Annotated in this window: 22 protein-coding genes; all 22 read left to right on the forward strand. The window is 47.2% G+C overall.

The window, feature by feature from the left end; translation table 11 throughout:
• Positions 1 to 76 precede the first annotated feature (76 nt).
• The 22 genes from HXT30_RS00620 (at position 77) to HXT30_RS00725 (ending at position 15,747) form a co-directional block, all read left to right on the forward strand.
• Positions 77 to 370 carry a metal-sensitive transcriptional regulator gene (locus HXT30_RS00620; protein WP_004131689.1) on the forward strand — a complete coding sequence of 98 codons (294 nt, stop codon included), beginning with the start codon at positions 77 to 79 and terminating at the stop codon, positions 368 to 370.
• Between the two features lie 150 nt (positions 371 to 520).
• Positions 521 to 1,162, forward strand: a complete 642-nt coding sequence (locus HXT30_RS00625) for an IMPACT family protein (protein ID WP_415701581.1) — start codon at positions 521 to 523, stop codon at positions 1,160 to 1,162.
• 112 nt (positions 1,163 to 1,274) lie between these two features.
• Positions 1,275 to 1,967 (forward strand): AbrB family transcriptional regulator, encoded by a 693-nt coding sequence (locus HXT30_RS00630; protein WP_422111596.1) that lies wholly within the window; start codon positions 1,275 to 1,277, stop codon positions 1,965 to 1,967.
• A gap of 90 nt (positions 1,968 to 2,057) precedes the next feature.
• Positions 2,058 to 4,226: a 4-alpha-glucanotransferase gene (gene malQ, locus HXT30_RS00635; RefSeq protein WP_422111855.1), complete on the forward strand. Its 2,169-nt coding sequence runs from the start codon at positions 2,058 to 2,060 to the stop codon at positions 4,224 to 4,226.
• Between the two features lie 303 nt (positions 4,227 to 4,529).
• Positions 4,530 to 4,979, forward strand: coding sequence for a 50S ribosomal protein L13 (gene rplM / locus HXT30_RS00640; RefSeq protein ID WP_004131693.1), 450 nt, complete (start codon positions 4,530 to 4,532; stop codon positions 4,977 to 4,979).
• 20 nt (positions 4,980 to 4,999) lie between these two features.
• A complete protein-coding gene (rpsI, locus tag HXT30_RS00645) occupies positions 5,000 to 5,488 on the forward strand; it encodes a 30S ribosomal protein S9 (RefSeq protein WP_004131694.1) in 489 nt (162 codons plus the stop codon).
• A gap of 376 nt (positions 5,489 to 5,864) precedes the next feature.
• Positions 5,865 to 8,570, forward strand: coding sequence for a bifunctional acetaldehyde-CoA/alcohol dehydrogenase (gene adhE, locus HXT30_RS00650; RefSeq protein WP_422111597.1), 2,706 nt, complete (start codon positions 5,865 to 5,867; stop codon positions 8,568 to 8,570).
• A gap of 380 nt (positions 8,571 to 8,950) precedes the next feature.
• Positions 8,951 to 9,259, forward strand: coding sequence for a 30S ribosomal protein S10 (rpsJ, locus tag HXT30_RS00655; protein WP_003808013.1), 309 nt, complete (start codon positions 8,951 to 8,953; stop codon positions 9,257 to 9,259).
• Positions 9,260 to 9,274: 15 nt separating this feature from the next.
• Positions 9,275 to 9,925 (forward strand): 50S ribosomal protein L3, encoded by a 651-nt coding sequence (gene rplC, locus HXT30_RS00660; RefSeq protein WP_004116043.1) that lies wholly within the window; start codon positions 9,275 to 9,277, stop codon positions 9,923 to 9,925.
• Between the two features lie 5 nt (positions 9,926 to 9,930).
• The gene (rplD, locus tag HXT30_RS00665; protein WP_004133440.1) at positions 9,931 to 10,596 is read left to right on the forward strand and encodes a 50S ribosomal protein L4; all 666 of its coding nucleotides are present in this window, start codon (positions 9,931 to 9,933) and stop codon (positions 10,594 to 10,596) included.
• A 5-nt stretch (positions 10,597 to 10,601) separates the two neighbouring features.
• On the forward strand, positions 10,602 to 10,898 hold the full coding sequence (gene rplW, locus HXT30_RS00670) for a 50S ribosomal protein L23 (RefSeq protein ID WP_004114354.1): 297 nt from the start codon (positions 10,602 to 10,604) through the stop codon (positions 10,896 to 10,898).
• Positions 10,899 to 10,932: 34 nt separating this feature from the next.
• Positions 10,933 to 11,763: a 50S ribosomal protein L2 gene (gene rplB, locus HXT30_RS00675; RefSeq protein WP_004114355.1), complete on the forward strand. Its 831-nt coding sequence runs from the start codon at positions 10,933 to 10,935 to the stop codon at positions 11,761 to 11,763.
• Positions 11,764 to 11,778: 15 nt separating this feature from the next.
• Positions 11,779 to 12,057 carry a 30S ribosomal protein S19 gene (gene rpsS, locus HXT30_RS00680; protein ID WP_004114357.1) on the forward strand — a complete coding sequence of 93 codons (279 nt, stop codon included), beginning with the start codon at positions 11,779 to 11,781 and terminating at the stop codon, positions 12,055 to 12,057.
• Positions 12,058 to 12,073: 16 nt separating this feature from the next.
• Positions 12,074 to 12,433 (forward strand): 50S ribosomal protein L22, encoded by a 360-nt coding sequence (rplV, locus tag HXT30_RS00685; protein WP_004131697.1) that lies wholly within the window; start codon positions 12,074 to 12,076, stop codon positions 12,431 to 12,433.
• 2 nt (positions 12,434 to 12,435) lie between these two features.
• Positions 12,436 to 13,251, forward strand: coding sequence for a 30S ribosomal protein S3 (gene rpsC, locus HXT30_RS00690; RefSeq protein WP_004131698.1), 816 nt, complete (start codon positions 12,436 to 12,438; stop codon positions 13,249 to 13,251).
• Positions 13,252 to 13,255: 4 nt separating this feature from the next.
• Entirely contained in the window at positions 13,256 to 13,675 is a 420-nt protein-coding gene (rplP, locus tag HXT30_RS00695; RefSeq protein ID WP_004114362.1) for a 50S ribosomal protein L16, read from the forward strand.
• A complete protein-coding gene (gene rpmC / locus HXT30_RS00700; RefSeq protein WP_004105502.1) occupies positions 13,675 to 13,926 on the forward strand; it encodes a 50S ribosomal protein L29 in 252 nt (83 codons plus the stop codon). The genes rplP and rpmC overlap by 1 nt, the downstream gene beginning before the upstream one ends.
• 2 nt (positions 13,927 to 13,928) lie before the next feature.
• Positions 13,929 to 14,195 (forward strand): 30S ribosomal protein S17, encoded by a 267-nt coding sequence (gene rpsQ / locus HXT30_RS00705; protein ID WP_004114365.1) that lies wholly within the window; start codon positions 13,929 to 13,931, stop codon positions 14,193 to 14,195.
• Between the two features lie 90 nt (positions 14,196 to 14,285).
• Positions 14,286 to 14,654, forward strand: a complete 369-nt coding sequence (rplN, locus tag HXT30_RS00710; protein ID WP_004114366.1) for a 50S ribosomal protein L14 — start codon at positions 14,286 to 14,288, stop codon at positions 14,652 to 14,654.
• 1 nt (position 14,655) lies between these two features.
• Positions 14,656 to 14,991, forward strand: a complete 336-nt coding sequence (rplX, locus tag HXT30_RS00715; protein ID WP_004114367.1) for a 50S ribosomal protein L24 — start codon at positions 14,656 to 14,658, stop codon at positions 14,989 to 14,991.
• Entirely contained in the window at positions 14,988 to 15,560 is a 573-nt protein-coding gene (gene rplE, locus HXT30_RS00720) for a 50S ribosomal protein L5 (protein WP_004114368.1), read from the forward strand. The genes rplX and rplE overlap by 4 nt, the downstream gene beginning before the upstream one ends.
• A 1-nt stretch (position 15,561) precedes the next feature.
• On the forward strand, positions 15,562 to 15,747 hold the full coding sequence (locus HXT30_RS00725; RefSeq protein ID WP_004114370.1) for a type Z 30S ribosomal protein S14: 186 nt from the start codon (positions 15,562 to 15,564) through the stop codon (positions 15,745 to 15,747).
• The last annotated feature ends 68 nt before the right edge of the window (positions 15,748 to 15,815 follow it).

The following is a 15,815-nucleotide window of genomic DNA, read 5'->3' on the forward strand; positions in this document are numbered from 1 at the left end:
TAGTTTTGCGTACTATACAACGCACAATTATTATGTAAATAGTATATAAAAGCACTGTTTTTAAATGAGGTTTTTTATGAGTGACTACAACATAGATAAAGAAAAGATGTTGGTTCGCTTGCATAGAGTATGTGGGCAAGTTCACGCTGTTGAAAATATGGTTGAAAAAGGGGAAGACTACAACAACATTCTTATGCAACTTTCTGCATCTACGGCAGCTCTTAGGGCAGTTGCGCTTATAGTTGCTCATCAAGAAATATCAAAGGCATTAGAAGAAGCACAAGACGCTGGAAATAAAAAGGTTACAGATAAGAAAGTTGCAGAGCTTGTAGACGTTGTAGATCACTTAATGCGTTACGATAAGTCGTGACTTGTGACTTGTAATTTGTGATTTGCGATTTGTGGCTTGTGATTTGTAATTCTAGCGGTTGCATATAATCTTTTGTAGCTTTAAGACTGTTTGAATTGAAAACGATTTGAATATTGAATATCGAATGTCGAATAATATTGAATATCGAATATGAAGAATATGCGAACCGTAACTGATTTATATGAGAATCCTGCGCACTTTGCTTTTGTGGAAAAGAAGTCAGAGTTTATTTCGGACGCGTGCCACATTTCTAGTGCTGAAGAAGCGCTTGAGTTTGTAGAGTCAATTAGGATGATTCACCCCAAAGCAAGGCACGTTGCGTACGCTGCGATTTACGCAGATAAAAATGGCAGATTGTGCGAGCGTATGAGCGATGACGGCGAGCCATCTGGCACTGCAGGTAAGCCGATTTTAGATGTTATTAGATCTTCTAATGTTGTAGACGCAGTTGTAACAGTTACGCGCTATTTTGGTGGGATTTTGCTTGGCTCTGGTGGTTTAATAAGAGCGTATTCTGCTTCGGCTGCAGGTGCTATAAAGTCTAGTAAAATAGCGGATATTGTAGAGTGCAATTGTTTTTCTTGCAAGGTTGAGTACTCGCATTTAAGAATGTTTAAGCATTTATTGTTAAAAAATAATGCGGAAATTATAAGCGAAGAATACGGCGTTTCTATTGAATTAACAGTGAGTTTGCCGCGTGAAGAATCAGATAGATTCCTTGAAGCAGTAAAAAATACGTTTTCTGGAGTAATAATTCCAGATTTTTGTGGTGTTTGCACTAGAATTTGCTGATTTTTATTTTTAGTGATTCTTGTTTGACACTTGTTTGATTCTTGGTTTTAAGATTTGTGTTGCAAAGCTGGTAGATTATATAAGTGATTAAGCAAAGGTTGGTGAGTCGTTTATGAATGATGCGCAAAAGCTTAATGGCGTTGAGCAAAACGATGATTTAGGCAATGGTGCAAGCCGCGATTTATCTATTGAATCTAATGATTCTAGCAATTTATATGAGCCGTTAACCGCGGTGTATGAGCATTTAAGGCATTCCAGTGATTCTAAAGAATTGCATGAATTTGCTGTAAAAGAGTTGCCAGATAGGTCTGATCAGGCAGGATTTTCTAGAGCGACTGCACTTTTGGAAGCTGTAGCAGGCAATTCAAACACTCCAGAAGAAGATCGCATTCACTTAGCAACAGTAATGCCATTCCCGAATATCTTGGTTAAGCTTTCTCAAGACGAATCAAGTAATGTTCGCTTAGCTGTTGCAAAGAACGAAAATGCTAAGAATTGGCTAGTTGGAAGGCTTACTAAAGATTCTTGTGCAGAAGTTCGAGATGCCGCTTTGTGCAATCCGCGAACATCTTGGAAAATGCGATTAGAAGGTGCGCAAACAAATGGTGTTAGCACAAAAACGTTGGGTTACTTGGCTTCTCTTGGTGCAAGCGAAGAAAGTGACGATTCTCCTGTGCTCTCTGCAATGGTAAGAAGAGCAGTGGCTCTTAATACTGGTGTGTCGCAGCCAACTTTGATTGCTTTGTCTAAAGATAAGGACTCGGATGTCTCGCTTGCTGCGTCAAAAGTCTTAAATAAGTCTTAAATATAAAAATAAGTCTTGAGTATAAAAGTAAAATGAATAATAATTGCATACGTTTGCATTAAAACCCCACAAATAGACTCGATGGAAAATATGAACACTAAAAATGAAGAAACAGTGCAGCCAACAAGTCCGTTAATACATTTGGCTGAACTAATGGGCGTTCGCTCCAAATTTGTTGGATCGGATGGCGTAGAGCACAAAATAGCAGATAGCGTGCTTGTAAAAGTATTGCAATCACTATGCGTAGAGGCTCAAAACAATAAGCAAATCGAAGAAGCAACTCAAAAAATTCTTAATGAGCGTCACACTCGCTTAGTTGCTCCAACAGTTTTGCACACTGTTGGTAAAGAAAGCGAAGTAAGCGTAAACACTGGGATTTTGGAGTATCCTACAGCAACACTTATTTTGGAAGATGGCAGTGAATACAAGGGTGATTTGCAGATTTTGCCTTCTAAAAATGACGTTGCAATTCCAGTAGACGGCAAGTTTGTAGCAACTTCTTTGCTTAAGATTCCGCAAGACGTTCCAATGGGCTACCACACTTTGCGTGTTAGTGTTGAGAACCGCGTAGAAGAGGCCACTCTTATTAGTGCGCCAGAAAGCATTGATACTATTGAGAAACTAGAAAAAGATGGCAAGCAAATTTGGGGTTGGATGGCTCAGCTTTATTCAATCCGCTCCTCTAAGTCTTGGGGAGTTGGCGATTACGCAGATTTGGCGGATTTGCTTGTTAAAGCTAAAGAAAAGTCGGGAGCGGACTTTGTTCTTGTAAATCCGCTTCACGCTGGAGAGCCAGTTGCTCCGTTAACGCCTTCGCCATATTTGCCTGTTGCTAGGTCTATGGTAAACGTTACGTATATTCGCCCAGAAAGCATTCCAGAATATAATCTTCTTAGCGAGCAAGATCGCAAAAGCGTTGACGATTTGCACAATCAAGTAGAGCCGCTTAATAATGATGCGCAAATTATTGATCGCGACGCAATGTGGCGCGTAAAAATGCACGCTTTGTGGATTATTTTTAAGTCGGGTATGTCAGATAAGCGCGCGCAAAAGTTTGAAGCGTTTAAGAAAGATATGGGAGACACGCTTGAATCCTACGCAACTTGGTGCCTTTGCTACGACAAGTGGGGTGCGCCTAATGGCGATGATTGCTGGGAGAAGCATCTTACTAAAGATTCCGATGAGATTAGCGCTTTAGCAAAGCAATTCCCAGACACGCTAGAGTTTTATCGTTGGCTTGAGTGGGTTGCGTTCGGCCAGTTGCACGATGCGCAAATGGCAGCTAAAAAAGCAGGAATGCGCATTGGAATTATGTCGGATATGGCTGTTGGCGTGCATCCAGCAGGATCGGAAGTTTGGTGGAATCCAGAGCGATTCGCCAATGGTGCTTGCGTTGGTGCGCCTCCTGATTACTTCAATCAGCAAGGTCAAAACTGGTCTCAGCCTCCGCTTAATCCATTTGAGCTTGAGCGCACAGGCTTTAAGACCTACAGAGATATGGTTCATGGCATGTTTGCTTCTGCAGGAGCTGTGCGAATCGACCATATTCTTGGACTTTTCCGACTTTGGTGGATTCCAGAAGGATCTACTCCAGGAGACGGAGCTTATGTTTACTACGATGCAAACGTTATGCTTGGCATTCTTGCGATTGAAGCCACGCGCGCAAATGGCGTTGTAGTTGGAGAAGACCTTGGCGTTGTGCCAGCTGAAGCTCTAGAAGTTTTGGCTAAAAACAAGGTTCTTGGATGCACAGTTGAGTGGTTTGAACAGAGTGGCGGCGTATTCCGTACTCCAGATAAGTGGCGCGAAATGACGCTTGCATCTGTAAATACTCACGATATGCCACCTGCTGCAGGGTACTTAAACTACGAGCACGTTAATATTCGTGAGCGTTTGAATCTTCTTACTGGATCTGTAGAAGAGTTCCGCGCTGATGCTGTTAAAGAGCATAATGCAATGCTTAAGATGCTTGTTTCTAGCGGATTCTTAAACGAAAGTGCGCTAGAGGACGAGTCGCAGCATGAGCAAGAGATTGTTGAAGCGTTGTATAAAGCGCTTAAAGCTGCGCCTTCTAAGTTGCTTGCTGCGTCTATTGTTGACGCCGCTGGCGAGCATCGCGCGCAAAATCAGCCTGGAACTAACGACGAATATCCAAATTGGCGTATTCCTTTGGCAGATGCTGATTGCAATCCTGTTCTTTTGGACGATTTATTCGACTTGCCTAGAGTTAAGTCTTTAGCGCAAATCATGAATAAGTAAAGATGAATAAATAGATGTAGATGCATTATTAATTGCGGGCTGCAGCGTTTGTTTTTTACTGGCGAGCGTTGCAGTCCGCATTGTATAGCGTTGTAGTCCGCATTGTATGTAAAATAGAAATTTGCAAATAGTCGTCATATGGCGATATACTTGCAGATTGTTGTGTTTCCCTAAGGGGTCCTTCAAAGCGCTTTTCCCACTCGCCATCGAGGACTTTCAGGGAGCCCACGGATTATGAGTAGAGTATCTTCTATAAACCAAGAAGATGCAAAGCTCGAAACACAATAGAGAAAAGGTACGATTGTGAAGACTTTCACACCGAAACCAGCAGATTTAACTCATGACTGGTACATTATCGACGCCACTGATGTGGTGCTTGGTCGCTTGGCTTCCCAGGTAGCTATTTTGCTTCGTGGTAAGAATAAGCCAACTTATGCTCCTCACGCTGATTCTGGCAATCACGTTATTATTATTAACGCAGATAAGATTGCTTTGACTGGCAATAAGTTGAGCAAGGAATTGTATTCCCACTCTGGCCGTCCAGGCGGACTTCGCCGCGATAGCTATGCTGAGCTTTTGGAGAAGAATCCAAAGCGCATCATCGTTTCCGCTGTTAGGGGAATGCTTCCAAAGAATCGTCTTGCTAAGGTTCAGCTTGATCGCCTTCGTGTGTTCACTGGCGCTGAGCATCCTCATATTTCGCAAAAGCCACAGGTCTTTGAGATCTCTCAGGTTAGCCAGCAGGCTAAGTGAATCGTAAGGAGAATATGATTATGGTAGATAACAACAACTCCGCGGTTCTTGAGAACGAAGAAGAACTGACTAGCTACACCACCGAAACCAACGCTGGTGCAGGCACTGGTACTTCCGCTATCGCTCCAGGCTATGGCACTGGTCGTCGTAAGGAAGCCGTTGCTCGCGTTCGCTTGGTTCCAGGTTCTGGTAAGTGGACTATTAATGGCCGCACTCTTGAGGAATACTTCCCATCTCGCTTATTGCAGCGCGAAGTTAATTCCCCAATCGTGCTTCTAAAGCTTGAAGGTAAGTTCGACGTTGTCGTTTTGGTAGACGGCGGCGGCACCACTGGTCAGGCTGGCGCAATTCGCTTGGGCGTTGCCCGCGCTTTGAACGCTATTGACCGCGATGCAAACCGTGCTTCCCTAAAGAAGGCTGGCTTCTTGACCCGCGACGCTCGCGTTGTGGAACGTAAGAAGGCTGGTTTGCACAAGGCACGTCGTGCACCTCAGTTCTCGAAGCGTTAAGCTGCGAAGAATTACAACTTCAATGGCTCCTGGTTTATGCTGGGAGCCATTTTTTATTCGTGTGTAATCGAGAATTAAGTTAAATGTTATTAATCGTTTGCAAGTAACAGTTAAATCTAACATTCTAGAAAATTTTTCAGCAAATCGCACATAAATCATTACAAATAAGAACAAATAACGAACATTAGAGGATAAACCTCGCTCATAAATAGCGCAACTCGCTGCAAAGCCAAAATAGTACAGTAATTCAAGTAAATTGTGAAATGTATCACATACCAGCATTATGATGCGTCTTTTATAGAAGATTATGCATGTAAATGTTGATGTGCAAAAACCGTAGAAGTACGTAAGGAATCTAAAGATCAAGGAGGACCAAATGGCGCAAGCGCAAGAAACAGCGCAAGAAAATGTGCTCGATGAAAAAGAGCAAGCGGCATTAGTTGCAAAACAAGAAGTTGATGAGTTAGCTAAAAAAGCAAAAGTCGCTTTAGATGAATTTGAAAAGTTAAATCAAACTCAAGTAGACAGAATTGTAGCAAAAGCATCGATTGCAGCTCTGAACAAGCATTTAGTATTAGCAAAAATGGCTGTTGAAGAAACAGGCAGAGGATTAGTAGAAGATAAAGCTACAAAAAACATTTTTGCATGCGAACATATTACGCATTATCTTGCAGGCCAGCGCACTGTAGGCATTATTAGAGAAGACGACGTTCTTGGAATCGACGAAATCGCTGAGCCAGTTGGCATTGTTGCAGGCGTTACGCCAGTAACAAACCCAACGTCTACAGCCATTTTTAAGTCGCTAATCGCGCTTAAAACTCGCTGCCCAATTATTTTTGGATTCCACCCATTTGCTCAAAAGTGCTCTGCAGAAGCGGCCAGGATTGTGCGCGATGCAGCAATAGAAGCAGGAGCGCCAGAAAATTGCATTCAGTGGATTGAGCATCCATCAATCGAAGCTACGGGAGCTTTAATGAAGCACCCAGATGTTGCAACAATTCTTGCAACAGGCGGACCAGGAATGGTTAAAGCTGCTTATTCTTCTGGTAAGCCAGCACTTGGCGTGGGTGCAGGAAACGCTCCAGCATACGTTGATGCAGATGTAGACGTTGAGCGCGCTGCAAACGATTTGGTGCTTTCAAAGCATTTTGATTACGGCATGATTTGCGCAACAGAGCAGGCGATTATTGCGCATAAAGATGTGTATGATGCTTTGAAGCTCGAATTAAAGCGCCGTAAAGCTTACTTTGTAAACGAAGAAGAAAAAGCAAAGCTCGAAAAGTACATGTTTGGTTGCACGTCTTATAGTGGCCAAAATCCAAAGCTTAATTCTGTTGTTCCTGGAAAGTCGCCTCAATTTATTGCTCATCAAGCAGGATTTGAGATTCCAGAAGATGCCGTGATTCTTATTGCTGAGTGCAAAGAAGTTGGCGAGATGGAGCCTCTAACAATGGAAAAGTTGGCTCCTGTTCACGCTTTGCTTCTAGCAGAAAATAAAGAGCAAGGCTTTGAAATGTGCGAGAAGATGCTTGTGCACGGAGCTGGCCACACTGCTGTGATTCACACCAATAATCAGCAGCTTGCTCGCGAATACGGCAGCCGCATGCATGCTTGCCGAATCATTTGGAACTCCCCAGGATCTTTGGGTGGCGTTGGAGACATCTACAACGCAATCGCGCCTTCTTTAACTTTGGGATGCGGTTCTTATGGTGGAAACTCTGTTTCTGGAAACGTTCAAGCAGTCAATCTTATTAATATAAAGCGCATAGCGCGAAGGAATAACAATATGCAATGGTTCAAGATTCCGGCCAAAACGTATTTTGAGCCGAATGCTGTTCGCTATTTGCGAGACATGTATGGAATTGAGCGCGCTGTTATTGTGTGCGATAAAGTGATGGAACAGCTTGGCATTATAGACAAGGTGATTGATCAGCTTCGCGCTAGAGACAATCGCGTAACGTTTAGGATTATTGATTACGTTGAGCCAGAGCCAAGCGTTGAAACTGTTGAGCGCGGCGCGGAAATGATGCGCGAAGAATTCCAGCCAGACACGATTATTGCTGTTGGTGGCGGATCTCCTATGGATGCTGCAAAAATTATGTGGCTTCTTTACGAGCACCCAGAAATTTCCTTCGCTGATTTGCGTGAGAAGTTCTTTGATATTAGAAAGCGTGCGTTTAAGATTCCGCCTCTTGGCAAAAAGGCTTGCTTGATTTGCGTGCCAACGTCTTCTGGAACAGGATCGGAAGTTACTCCGTTTGCTGTTATTACAGACCATAAGACTGGTTACAAGTACCCGATTACGGATTACGCGATTACGCCTTCGGTTGCAATTGTGGATCCAGTTTTGGCGCGTACGCAGCCTAGAAAACTTGCTTGCGATTCTGGTTTTGACGCTTTGACGCACTCTATGGAAGCTTTTGCATCTGTTTATGCTAACGACTTTACGGATGCAATGGCATTGCATGCAGCAAAGTTGATTTGGGAGAATCTTAACGATTCTGTGAACGCTAATGACCCTGAGCGCAAGATTCAAGCTCAAGAGAAGATGCATAATGCAGCTACGATGGCTGGAATGGCGTTTGGCTCGGCGTTCCTTGGAATGTGCCACGCAATGGCACATACAATCGGAGCTTTGTGCCACGTTGCGCACGGCCACACAAATGCGATTTTGCTTCCTTATGTAATTCGCTACAATGGTCAAATTCCACAAGAGCCTACAAGCTGGCCAAAGTACAATCGCTACATTGCTCCAGAGCGTTACCAGCAGCTTGCTAAGAATCTTGGTGTAAATCCTGGTAAAACTCCTCAAGAGGGCGTTGAGAATTTGGCGCGCGCTGTTGAAAATTATAGGGATAATCTTCTTAGCATGGACGCTTCGTTTAAGGCGTGCGGTGTGGACGAAGAATACTACTGGTCTTTGTTGGATCAGATTGGTATGCGTGCTTACGAAGATCAGTGCGCTCCTGCAAATCCGCGTATTCCTCAAATCGAAGATATGAAGGATATTGCGATTGCCGCGTATTATGGTGTTTCTCAAGAAGAAGGACATCGTATGCGCCTACAGCGTGAATCGAAGTAGAATTTAAGTAAAATTTATTGCATGATTATTTGAGTGGTTATCTAAGTGATTATCTAGGTAATTATTGAATGATTATTGCATATTTAGTTACAAATGGCAGAGGCTGCACTAGCTGTAGTTTCTGCCATTTTTCGTTGGAAAATAGCCGACACGCCCGATTTTTGTTAATCCAAGGTTGATGGTTTAATTACTTAGTTGCCTGTTTTTAAGGCTCGCATATTGTAATTCAAAAAAGCGAGCGCAGAAGCAGAAATCGCAGTTTTTTGTTGATTTTTGTAGGCTGCGCACTGATGTGGAATGGCCTTTAGTGTCTATTCTCCCGGTGCCCTTTAATACAGGTTGGTAAACAGTAAACGAATCGCTAGAAAGGGCGGACGGCAATGGCGGGACAGAAAATCCGCATCAGGCTTAAGTCCTATGACCATGAGGTCATCGACCAATCGGCGAAGAAAATCGTCGAGACGGTGACGAACGCGGGCGCCACAGTAGTGGGTCCGGTTCCTCTGCCGACCGAGAAGAACGTGTTTGTTGTTATCCGTTCTCCTCACAAATACAAGGATTCTCGCGAGCATTTCGAGATGCGCACTCATAAGCGCCTCATTGACATCGTTGATCCAACGCCAAAGGCTGTGGATTCTTTGATGCACATTGACCTGCCTGCGGATGTAAATATCGAGATTAAGCTGTAGGAAGGGGGGTAAATAATGTCGCAAAATAAGAATCGCACTGCTTTGCTCGGCCGTAAGCTGGGCATGAGCCAGGTTTGGGATGAAAACGGCCTTTTTGTCCCCGTAACTCTGGTTGAGGTTGCTACCAACGTAGTTACCGCTGTTAAGACCGAAGAAACTGACGGTTATTGCGCCGTACAGCTCGGTTATGGCCAGATTGATCCTACCAAGGTTACCAAGCCATTGGCTGGTCACTTTGCAAAGGCTGGCGTGACTCCTCGTCGTCACCTCGCTGAGGTGCGCACTGAAAATGCAGCAGATTACAAGCCAGGTCAGGAATTGACCGCTGAAGTATTTGCTGAAGGTGCAGAAGTTGACGTAACGGGTACTACAAAGGGTAAAGGCTTTGCTGGCACAATCAAGCGTTGGGGCTTCAAGTCTTACCGTCGTACTCACGGCTCGCACAAGAATGAACGTCGTCCAGGTTCTGTGGGCGCATGTGCAACTCCAAGCCGCATTTTGAAGGGCAAGCGTATGGCTGGTCGCATGGGTCATGTGACTTCTACTGCGCTCAACCTCACAATCGTTTCTTCGGATGTTGAGAACGGTATTTTAGCTATCAAGGGTGCTATTCCAGGACCTAAGGGTGCTATCGTTCTAGTCCGTTCGGCAGTGAAGGGAGCCTGATTTAAATGGCAAACGTAACTCTGAACGTAACTGACACCAAGGGTAATGCAAACGGCACTGTTGAAGCTCCTGCCGAGATTTTCGGCATCTCCAACGAAGACGTTTTAGCTCACGGCCCATTGGTTCATCAGGTCGTTATTGCTCAGCTTGCTGCTGCTCGCCAGGGTACTCACGCGGTTAAGAATCGCGCTAACGTATCTGGTGGCGGTAAGAAGCCATGGAAGCAAAAGGGCACTGGTCGTGCTCGTCAAGGCTCCATTCGTGCTCCACAGTGGGTACATGGTGGCGTTGTACACGGTCCAGTTCCTCGCAAGTACGATCAGCGTACTCCAAAGAAGATGAAGGCAGCTGCTCTTCGTTATGCTCTTTCGGATCGTGCAAATGCTGGTCGCATTGCAATTGTGGACTTTGGCATTAAGGATGTTCCATCCACAAAGGCAGCTGTTGCAGCACTCACACCAGTAACTAAGGATCAGTTCACCACTGTTGTTCTCTCTCGTGAGAACATTAACGAGTGGATGTCTGTTCGTAACATTCCTACGGTGCATGTGATCTTCGCTGATCAGCTCAACACCTACGATGTCATCACCGCTCAGTACGTCGTCTTCTCCAAGGAAGGTTTCGAAGCCTTCGTTGCAGCTAAGACCGAGCCTGAAGTTAAGGAGGCCTGATTCAAATGGTCGCAGTCCATAACCCAGCACATGACATCATTTTAAAGCCAGTTGTTTCTGAAAAAAGCTATGCAGCTTCCGATCGTGGCCAGTACACCTTCGTTGTAGCTCCAAACGCTAACAAGGTTCAGATCAAGCAGGCTATCGAAGAAATCTTCAAAGTCAAGGTAACGAATGTTAACACCTTGAATCGCGCTGGCAAGCTCAAGCGCTCTCGCACCGGCTTCGGTCGTCGTGTGAATCAAAAGCGCGCTATTGTCACCGTGGCACAAGGCCAGACAATCGATATCTTTGGTAACTGAAGGCTAGCCGAGAAAAGTAAAGGAATACTATATTATGGCTATCCGCGTTTATAAGCCTACGACTGCAGGACGTCGTAACGCTTCGGTTTCGGACTTCTCCGAGATTACGCGTTCCACTCCTGAAAAGTCGTTGGTACGCAAACTCAGCAAAACTGGCGGTCGTAACTCTTACGGTCGCATGACTTCCCGCCATCGCGGCGGCGGACACAAGCGTCAGTATCGTCTCATCGATTTTAAGCGTTGGGACAAGGATGGCGTGCCAGCAAAGGTCGCTCATATTGAGTATGACCCTAACCGTTCCGCTCGCATCGCATTGTTGCATTATGCAGATGGTGAGAAGCGCTACATTATCGCTCCTGAAGGCATTTCCCAGGGAGATGTTATTGAGACTGGCGCCCAGGCTGATATTAAGCCAGGCAACAACTTGCCTCTTAAGAACATCCCAACTGGTACCGTGGTTCACGCAATCGAGCTTCGTCCACTTGGTGGCGCAAAGATTGCACGCTCCGCAGGTGCTGCCGTTCAGCTCGTAGCTAAGGATGGCGCTTACGCTCAGTTGCGTATGCCATCTGGCGAAATTCGTAACGTGGACGCTCGTTGCCGCGCTACAATCGGCGAGGTTGGCAACTCCGACCACGCTAATATCGAGCTTGGTAAGGCAGGTCGTGCTCGTTGGCTTGGTCGCAGGCCAATCACCCGAGGCGAATCTATGAACCCTGTTGATCACCCTCATGGTGGTCGTACCCGTGGTGGTAAACCACCTGTTTCTCCATGGGGCAAGGGCGAGGTTCGTACCCGCCGTCCGAAGAAGGCTTCGAACAAGATGATTGTTCGTCGTCGTCCGAATGGTAAGAACCGCAAGTAAGGGAGTGTCGAACAGATGACTCGTAGCATCAAGAAGGGCCCTTTCGTCGACGCCCACTTACAGAAGAAAGTCGATGAACAAAACGACAAGGGCACGCATAACGTCATCAAGACGTGGTCGCGTCGTTCGATGATCACTCCTGATTTCATTGGACACACCTTTGCCGTACACGATGGCCGCAAGCATGTGCCGGTATTCGTTACCGAAGCAATGGTTGGTCATAAGCTCGGTGAATTCGCCCCAACCAAGACCTTCAAGGGTCATGTGAAGGACGACAAGAAAGCACGCCGCTAAAGGAGAGTTAGGACACATGGAAGCTAAAGCAATCGCTCGTCACGTACGTGTGACGCCGCGCAAGGCTCGCCGCATGGTCGACCTCATCCGAGGCAAGCGTGCAAGCGAAGCTATTACCATTTTGAAGTTTGCTCCTCAAGACGCATCGTTGCCGGTGCGCAAGGTTCTTGAAAGCGCGATCGCTAATGCTCGCGTTAAGGCTGAGAAAGCTGGAGAACCATTCCGCGAGCAAAACTTGGTCATCAAGGAAACTTATGTGGATGAGGGTGTAACGCTTAAGCGTTTCCGCGCTCGTGCACAGGGTCGCGCTGCGCGCATTAACAAGCGCACAAGCCATATCACTGTTATCGTCTCGCTTAAGGAAGGGGATCGCTAAAGATGGGTCAGAAGATCAATCCTTTCGGCTATCGCCTGGGCATTACCGAGAATCATCGCTCTAGGTGGTTCTCCGACTCTACTAAAGCCGGCGAGCGTTACCGTGACTTCGTCCTTGAGGATGACAAGATTCGCAAGGAAATGAGCCATGACCTCGAACGTGCAGGCGTGTCCCGCATTGTTATCGAGCGTACCCGTGACCGCGTTCGTGTGGATATTCACACCGCTCGTCCAGGTATTATTATCGGTCGTCGTGGCGCAGAAGCCGAGCGTGTTCGTGCAAAGCTTGAGAAGCTCACTGGTAAGCAAGTACAGCTCAACATCTTTGAAGTAAAGAACGCTGCACTTGACGCTCAATTAGTTGCTCAGGGAATTGCGGAACAGTTGACTAACCGCGTTACATTCCGTCGTGCTATGCGTAAGGCACAGCAAGACGCAATGCGTGCAGGTGCCAAGGGTATCCGTATTAAGCTCTCCGGTCGCCTTGGTGGCGCCGAAATGAGCCGTTCTGAGTTCTACCGCGAAGGTCGCGTTCCACTGCAGACCTTGCGCGCCCTTATTGATTACGGCTTCTTTGAGGCCAAGACCACTTACGGCCGTATTGGCGTAAAGGTTTGGATTTACAAGGGCGATATGACTGAGCGTGAGTTTGAAGAGCAGCAGGCTCAGCAGGGTAAGCGTGAAGGTCGCCGTGGCGATCGTCGTCCACGTCGTGGCGCACGCTCTGCCAATCAGCAGAAGGCTACCGAGGCACAGGCTGAAAAGCCAGCCGAGGCTGTAGCTGCTGAAGCTCCTGCCGCAACGGAAACGAAGGAGTGAGCAGATGCTTATCCCAAAAAGGACTAAATATCGCAAGCAGCACCGTCCTACCCGTAGCGGCATGTCTAAGGGTGGAACCGCTATCGCTTTCGGCGATTTCGGTATTCAGGCGCTGGCTCCGGCGTACATCACTAACCGTCAGATCGAGGCAGCCCGTATCGCAATGACCCGCTATATTAAGCGTGGTGGTCGCGTGTGGATTACGGTTTTCCCTGATCGTCCATTAACCAAGCACCCGCTTGGTGCACGAATGGGTTCCGGTAAAGGTGCTCCAGAATTCTGGATTGCCAACATTCACCCAGGTCGTGTAATGTTCGAGATCGGTGGTGTTTCTGAGGACGTCGCTCGCGAGGCTTTGCGCCGCGCTATCGACAAGCTCCCAATGAAATGCCGTGTTATTGCGCGTGAAGGCGGTGACATCTGATGCCAGTCGGAACTGCAGACTACACCATCAAGAATTTAAACGAGAAGACTAATGCTGAAATCGAAGGCTTCTTAAAGAAGTCTAAGGAAGAGCTTTTTAACTTGCGCTTCCAGGCAGCAACTGGTCAACTTGAAAACAGCGCTCGCCTCAAGGCGGTCAAGCACGACATAGCCAGGATGTATACTATCCTGCGTGAGCGTGAACTCGGCATCAGCCAAGAGCCTGGCGCCACTGAGGTCAAGGAGAAGTAAGCATGGCTGAGAACCAAGAGCGCAACTTCCGCAAGGTTCGTCGCGGCTACGTCGTGTCCGAGGCCATGGACAAGACGATTGCCGTGGAGTTGGAGCAGCGTTCGACACACCCACTTTACGGTAAAGTCGTCCGCTCCACCCGCAAGGTCAAGGCCCATGATGAACACAATGAGGCGCATATTGGCGACCTCGTGAGTATTATGGAAACTCGGCCTTTGAGCAAGACCAAGCGTTGGCGTCTCGACTCGATTATCGAGCGCGCCAAGTAAACAAGTTCAGCAAGGCTCCGCGCTTCACCTGTGCTGCTTATTTGAGTGGTACGGGTGAGCGGGGAGAACCAGCTCGACTAAGGAGAATCAATGATTCAGCAGGAAACGCGGCTTCATGTCGCCGACAACACGGGTGCTAAGGAATTACTTGCCATCCGCGTGCTCGGTGGATCGAAGCGACGCTATGCCGGCATCGGCGACATTATCGTCGCCTCCGTTAAGGATGCTATTCCTGGCGGGTCGGTCAAGAAAGGCGACGTAGTTAAGGCTGTCGTCGTCCGTACTGTCAAGGAACATCGTCGTGTTGATGGTTCCTATATTAAGTTCGACGAGAACGCCGCTGTTATTCTCGGCTCCGGCCGTGAACCAAAGGGCACTCGTATCTTTGGACCAGTCGGTCGTGAATTGCGCGATAAGCGCTTCATGAAGATTGTGTCCCTCGCCCCGGAGGTGATCTGAGATGGTAGCCAAGATTAAGTCCGGCGACCAGGTAAAGGTTATCCGCGGCAAGGATCGCGGTAAGGAAGGCAAAGTACTTCGTGTACTCGCCGAAGACCGTTTGATCGTCGAGGGTGTTCAGGTTGTTAAGAAGCACGTGCGTGCTACCCAGCAGGGTCAGCAGGCAGGCATCGTCTCTGTTGAGGCTCCAATTCACCGTTCTAACGTGATGGTGATTGACCCAGAGACCAAGCAACCAACCCGCGTGGGCGTGATTGTTAAGCAAGAAGCTCGCGACGGCAAAGTAAAGACCGTGCGCGTGCGTGTAGCTAAGAAGTCCGGAAAGGAGCTGGCATGACCGATACTACAGTTGAGGCGCCGGCAACTCCGCGCTTAAAGCAGCAATACAATGATCAAATCGTTCCAGCTTTGGAAAAGGAATTTGGCCACACTAATCCTATGCAGGTGGCTCGTTTGCAGAAGGTCGTCGTCTCTATGGGCGTTGGCGCTGCAGCTCGCGATTCCAAGCTCATCGAAGGTGCGATTAAGGATCTCACTTTGATCACTGGTCAGAAGCCAAAGGTTACTAAGGCTAAGAAGTCTGTTGCGCAGTTCCATTTGCGCGAAGGCCAGGCTATTGGCGCTTACGTAACTCTTCGTGGTGATCGTATGTGGGAATTCTTGGATCGTTTGCTCACTCTGGCTTTGCCACGTATCCGCGATTTCCGTGGTATCAATGGCAACCAGTTCGACGGTCAGGGTAATTACAACTTCGGTCTTACGGAGCAATCAATGTTCCACGAGATTGATCCTGATTCGATTGATCATCAGCGTGGTATGGACATCACCGTGGTGACCACCACCAAGGACGATGTGGAAGCGAAGTCGCTACTTAAGCACCTCGGTTTCCCATTCAAGGAGAACTGATATGGCAAAAACCGCTCTGAAAAACAAGGCGGCCGCTAAGCCGAAGTTCAAGGTGCGCGCTTATACGCGTTGCCAGGTTTGTGGTCGTCCTCACTCCGTGTATCGCAAGTTCGGTCTGTGCCGTGTATGCCTTCGTGAAAAGGCACATCGCGGTGAGTTGCCGGGTGTTACGAAGTCCAGTTGGTAAATATCGACGCTGAAGGTCCACTGCTTTATAAATAACAAACAGGCGGTGGAAACCACGGCGAGAAAGGG

The organism is Gardnerella sp. DNF00571G (assembly GCF_049262695.1).
Classification (GTDB): Bacteria; Actinomycetota; Actinomycetes; order Actinomycetales; family Bifidobacteriaceae; genus Bifidobacterium; species Bifidobacterium piotii.

Bases quoted from the DNA above. Each gene is read 5' to 3' on its own strand.
- HXT30_RS00630 (WP_422111596.1), top strand. From the start codon at position 1,275: ATGAATGATGCGCAAAAGCTTAATGGCGTTGAGCAAAACGATGATTTA.
- rpsQ (WP_004114365.1), top strand. From the start codon at position 13,929: ATGGCTGAGAACCAAGAGCGCAACTTCCGCAAGGTTCGTCGCGGCTAC.
- HXT30_RS00620 (WP_004131689.1), top strand. From the start codon at position 77: ATGAGTGACTACAACATAGATAAAGAAAAGATGTTGGTTCGCTTGCAT.
- rplN (WP_004114366.1), top strand. From the start codon at position 14,286: ATGATTCAGCAGGAAACGCGGCTTCATGTCGCCGACAACACGGGTGCT.
- rpsC (WP_004131698.1), top strand. From the start codon at position 12,436: ATGGGTCAGAAGATCAATCCTTTCGGCTATCGCCTGGGCATTACCGAG.
- rplV (WP_004131697.1), top strand. From the start codon at position 12,074: ATGGAAGCTAAAGCAATCGCTCGTCACGTACGTGTGACGCCGCGCAAG.
- rplB (WP_004114355.1), top strand. From the start codon at position 10,933: ATGGCTATCCGCGTTTATAAGCCTACGACTGCAGGACGTCGTAACGCT.
- rplD (WP_004133440.1), top strand. From the start codon at position 9,931: ATGGCAAACGTAACTCTGAACGTAACTGACACCAAGGGTAATGCAAAC.
- rpsJ (WP_003808013.1), top strand. From the start codon at position 8,951: ATGGCGGGACAGAAAATCCGCATCAGGCTTAAGTCCTATGACCATGAG.
- adhE (WP_422111597.1), top strand. From the start codon at position 5,865: ATGGCGCAAGCGCAAGAAACAGCGCAAGAAAATGTGCTCGATGAAAAA.
- rplW (WP_004114354.1), top strand. From the start codon at position 10,602: ATGGTCGCAGTCCATAACCCAGCACATGACATCATTTTAAAGCCAGTT.
- rpsS (WP_004114357.1), top strand. From the start codon at position 11,779: ATGACTCGTAGCATCAAGAAGGGCCCTTTCGTCGACGCCCACTTACAG.
- malQ (WP_422111855.1), top strand. From the start codon at position 2,058: ATGAACACTAAAAATGAAGAAACAGTGCAGCCAACAAGTCCGTTAATA.
- rplE (WP_004114368.1), top strand. From the start codon at position 14,988: ATGACCGATACTACAGTTGAGGCGCCGGCAACTCCGCGCTTAAAGCAG.
- HXT30_RS00725 (WP_004114370.1), top strand. From the start codon at position 15,562: ATGGCAAAAACCGCTCTGAAAAACAAGGCGGCCGCTAAGCCGAAGTTC.
- rpsI (WP_004131694.1), top strand. From the start codon at position 5,000: ATGGTAGATAACAACAACTCCGCGGTTCTTGAGAACGAAGAAGAACTG.
- rplC (WP_004116043.1), top strand. From the start codon at position 9,275: ATGTCGCAAAATAAGAATCGCACTGCTTTGCTCGGCCGTAAGCTGGGC.
- rplP (WP_004114362.1), top strand. From the start codon at position 13,256: ATGCTTATCCCAAAAAGGACTAAATATCGCAAGCAGCACCGTCCTACC.
- rpmC (WP_004105502.1), top strand. From the start codon at position 13,675: ATGCCAGTCGGAACTGCAGACTACACCATCAAGAATTTAAACGAGAAG.
- HXT30_RS00625 (WP_415701581.1), top strand. From the start codon at position 521: ATGAAGAATATGCGAACCGTAACTGATTTATATGAGAATCCTGCGCAC.
- rplX (WP_004114367.1), top strand. From the start codon at position 14,656: ATGGTAGCCAAGATTAAGTCCGGCGACCAGGTAAAGGTTATCCGCGGC.